Origin of the sequence: Mycobacterium sp., assembly GCF_036488105.1 — a bacterium.
Lineage (GTDB): Bacteria > Actinomycetota > Actinomycetes > Mycobacteriales > Mycobacteriaceae > Mycobacterium.
Genome location: NZ_DASXHW010000239.1, coordinates 1 through 4152 on the forward strand (window position 1 = coordinate 1; position 4152 = coordinate 4152).

Genomic DNA, 4152 nt, shown 5'->3' on the forward strand with positions numbered 1-4152 from the left:
CGAGGAACGACTCAAGGCCGTCCTCGACGACATCAAAAACTCGGCCGGCCAGATCATCACCTTCATCGATGAGCTGCACACCATCGTCGGAGCCGGCGCGACCGGCGAGTCGGCGATGGATGCCGGCAACATGATCAAGCCCATGCTGGCCCGCGGTGAGCTGCGCCTGGTGGGCGCCACCACGCTCGACGAGTACCGCAAGTACATCGAGAAGGACGCCGCCCTGGAGCGGCGCTTCCAGCAGGTGTTCGTCGGTGAGCCGTCGGTGGAGGACACCGTCGGCATCCTTCGTGGCCTGAAAGACCGCTACGAGGTGCACCACGGCGTGCGCATCACCGACTCCGCGCTGGTTTCGGCGGCGTCGCTGTCCGACCGCTACATCACCGCCCGCTTCCTGCCGGACAAGGCCATCGACCTGGTCGACGAGGCCGCGGCACGCCTGCGGATGGAGATCGACTCCCGGCCCGTCGAGATCGACGAGGTCGAGCGGTTGGTCCGTCGCCTCGAGATCGAGGAGATGGCGCTGGCCAAGGAGGAGGACGCGGCGTCCAAGGAGCGGCTGGAGAAGCTGCGCTCCGAGCTGGCCGACCATCGCGAGAAGCTGTCCGAGCTGACCGCGAAGTGGCAGAACGAGAAAAGCGCCATCGACGTGGTCCGCGAACTGAAAGAACAGCTGGAGACGCTGCGCGGCGAATCCGAGCGCGCCGAGCGCGACGGCGACCTGGCCAAGGCCGCCGAGCTGCGCTACGGCCGCATCCCGGAAATCGAGAAAAAACTCGACGCCGCGGTTCCGCAGGCGCAGGCCCGCGAGAACGTGATGCTCAAGGAAGAAGTCGGTCCCGACGACATCGCCGACGTGGTGTCGGCGTGGACGGGCATCCCGGCCGGGCGACTGCTGGAAGGCGAGACCGCCAAGCTGCTGCGGATGGAAGACGAGCTGGGCAAGCGTGTCGTCGGGCAGAAGAAAGCCGTCCAGGCCGTCTCCGACGCGGTGCGCCGCACCCGGGCCGGGGTCGCCGACCCCAACCGGCCGACCGGTTCGTTCCTGTTCCTCGGTCCCACCGGTGTCGGTAAGACCGAGCTGGCCAAGGCGCTGGCGGACTTCCTGTTCGACGACGAGCGGGCGATGGTCCGCATCGACATGAGCGAGTACGGCGAGAAGCACTCGGTGGCCCGCCTGGTCGGTGCCCCGCCCGGCTATATCGGCTACGACCAGGGCGGTCAGTTGACCGAGGCGGTCCGCCGCCGGCCCTACACCGTCGTGTTGTTCGATGAGGTGGAAAAGGCCCACCCGGACGTGTTCGACGTGCTGCTGCAGGTGCTCGACGAGGGCCGGCTCACCGACGGGCAGGGCCGCACGGTCGACTTCCGCAACACCATCCTGATCCTGACGTCCAACCTCGGGTCGGGCGGCACGGAGGAGCAGGTGATGGCCGCGGTGCGCTCGGCGTTCAAGCCGGAGTTCATCAACCGCCTCGACGACGTGCTGATCTTCGATGGGCTCAACCCCGAGGAACTGGTGCGGATCGTTGACATCCAGCTCGAGCAGCTGGCCAAGCGGTTGGCGCAACGACGGCTGCAGCTGGAGGTGTCACTGCCGGCCAAGGAGTGGCTGTCGCAGCGTGGTTTCGACCCGGTCTACGGCGCCCGTCCGCTGCGGCGGCTGGTGCAGCACGCCATCGGTGACCAGCTGGCCAAGATGCTGCTGGCCGGTGACGTGCACGACGGCGACGTGGTGCCGGTCAACGTCAGCGCCGACGGCGACTCGCTGGTCCTGGGCTGATCCGGGTCGCCGCGGGCTGACCCTTGCTACCGCTTCGGTGTGGATGCCTGCGCCGAAGCGGTAGCAAACTTTAATTCTGTTGTGACCTGCTCGCATTCCCGGTTACGGGGTCGCAGCGGTTAGGCTACGTGGCGATGGTTCCCCTCTGGTTTACGCTCTCCGCGCTGTGCTTCGTCGGCGCGGCGGTGTTGCTGTACGTCGACATCGACCGCCGCCGTGGACGAGGACGGCGCCGTAGGTCGTGGGCGCGGTCGCACGGATTCGACTACGAGCAGGAATCCACCGAGATCCTCAAGCGCTGGAAGCGCGGCGTGATGTCGACTGTCGGGAGCAACATTCCGGCCCGCAACGTCGTGTTGGGCCAGATCCGCGGCGAGGCGGTCTTCATCTTCGACCTCGAGGAAGTCGCCACCGTGATCGCCCTGCACCGCAAGGTGGGCACCAACGTCGTCGTCGACGTACGGCTCAAAGGCCTCAAAGAGCCTCGGGAGAACGACATTTGGCTGCTGGGGGCGATCGGGCCGCGGATGGTGTACTCCACCAACCTGGACGCCGCCCGTCGCGCCTGCGATCGCCGCATGGTCACCTTCGCGCACACCGCACCCGACTGCGCCGAGGTCATGTGGAACGAGCAGAACTGGACGCTGGTCAGCATGCCGATCGGCAGCACTCGCGCCCAATGGGACGAGGGTCTGCGCACGGTGCGCCAATTCAACGACCTGCTGCGGGTGTTGCCGCCGGTGCCGCAGGCGGCAGGATCTGCCGGCACGCAGCAGTCGGCGACCCGCCGCAAGTCGGCCCCCAGCCGGCCGCTGGCTCCCGCCGGGCGCGCCGAGGTGCCGCAGCGGGAGGCAGAGTCGTTCACCCGTGAGGCCGGGTCGGCGTCGCGCGCCGCCACCCCGCCGACTGCTCGGCAAGACCCGATCCGCCGTCCTCCGACGAGCCGAAACGGCCACCAGGCTTCGCATCACCAGCGCTGAGTCCGCACCGCACACCCCCTAAGTACACTGACGCCGTGCCTCGTCGCGTCGCCCTGATCACCGGGCCCACATCCGGTATCGGCGAAGGCTTCGCGCGACGCTATGCCGCTGACGGCTACGACCTGGTGCTGGTGTCTCGCGACGCAGACCGTCTCAAGGTGCTGGCCGCCGAGTTGTCCGACGAGGGTGGGCGGAACATCGAGGTGCTGCCCGCCGATCTAAGCCGGGCCGCCGACCGCGACAAGGTCGCCGAGCGGCTGACCGCCGGTGTCGACGTTCTGGTGAACAACGCCGGCTTCGGCACCTCCGGCGAATTCTGGACCGCCGAGCCCGCGAAGCTGCAGTCTCAGCTGGACGTCAACGTCACCTCGGTGATGCAGCTGACCCGGGCGGCGTTGCCGGCGATGATCGACGCCGGTGCGGGCACGGTGATCAACGTCGCCAGCGTTGCGGGGCTGTTGTCCGGTCGGGGCTCGACGTATTCGGCCTCCAAGGCCTGGGTGGTGTCGTTCACCGAAGGGCTGGCCGTCGGGTTGCGAGGCACCGGCGTCGGAATGCACGTGGTGTGTCCGGGCTACGTGCACACCGATTTTCACGACCGGGCCGGCATCGACATGACGTCGCTGCCGTCGTTCATGTGGCTCGAGGTCGACGATGTCGTCCGGGAAACTTTCGCCGGCGCCGCCGCCGGCAAGGTGGTCATCATCCCCGGCGTGCAGTACAAGGCGATCACCACCGCCAGCCGGATGGTCCCGCGAACACTGTCGCGCGCCGTCACGAGTGTTTTCGGTCGGGGCCGTGGCCGCACCTGAGCTCGCCGAATTGGCCGACCTGGTACGCCAATTGGCGGTGGTGCACGGCCGCGTCACATTGTCGTCGGGCAAGGAAGCCGACTACTACGTCGATCTGCGTCGCGCCACGTTGCATCACCGGGCCGGGCCACTGATCGGCCGGCTGGTCCGCGAACTCACCGCCGACTGGGACTACGACGCGGTCGGTGGACTGACGCTGGGCGCCGACCCGGTTGCCACTGCCGTCATGCACGCACCGGGTCGACCGATCGACGCTTTCGTCGTCCGGAAATCTGTGAAAACCCATGGTATGCAACGACTTATCGAAGGTCACGGCATCGCCGGTCAGCGGGTCCTGGTAGTCGAGGACACCAGCACGACCGGCGGGTCGGCGCTGACCGCGGTGCGGGCCGTGCTGGAGGCCGGCGCGCAGGTGGTCGGCGTGGCGACGGTGGTTGACCGCGCCACCGGTGCGGCCGAAGCCATTGAAGCCGAAGGCTTTCCGTACCGCAGCGTACTGGGGCTGGCGGACCTCGGGCTGCAGTAGTCACCGTGCGCACGTTCATCGCGATAGTGGCGACGTTGGCTCTGGCCTGTG

Annotated in this window: 4 protein-coding genes; all 4 read left to right on the forward strand. The window is 67.8% G+C overall.

What is annotated here, in order from left to right; all coding sequences use genetic code 11:
- Positions 1–1783: ATP-dependent Clp protease ATP-binding subunit (locus VGH54_RS12610; RefSeq protein WP_331512337.1), on the forward strand; the 1783-nt coding region annotated here is incomplete at its 5' end.
- 134 nt (positions 1784–1917) lie between these two features.
- Positions 1918–2763: a trehalose monomycolate transport factor TtfA gene (gene ttfA, locus VGH54_RS12615; RefSeq protein WP_331512338.1), complete on the forward strand. Its 846-nt coding sequence runs from the start codon at positions 1918–1920 to the stop codon at positions 2761–2763.
- A 35-nt stretch (positions 2764–2798) separates the two neighbouring features.
- On the forward strand, positions 2799–3575 hold the full coding sequence (locus tag VGH54_RS12620) for an SDR family oxidoreductase (protein WP_331512339.1): 777 nt from the start codon (positions 2799–2801) through the stop codon (positions 3573–3575).
- Positions 3562–4101 carry an orotate phosphoribosyltransferase gene (pyrE, locus tag VGH54_RS12625; protein ID WP_331512340.1) on the forward strand — a complete coding sequence of 180 codons (540 nt, stop codon included), beginning with the start codon at positions 3562–3564 and terminating at the stop codon, positions 4099–4101. The genes VGH54_RS12620 and pyrE overlap by 14 nt, the downstream gene beginning before the upstream one ends.
- Positions 4102–4152: the final 51 nt, after the last annotated feature.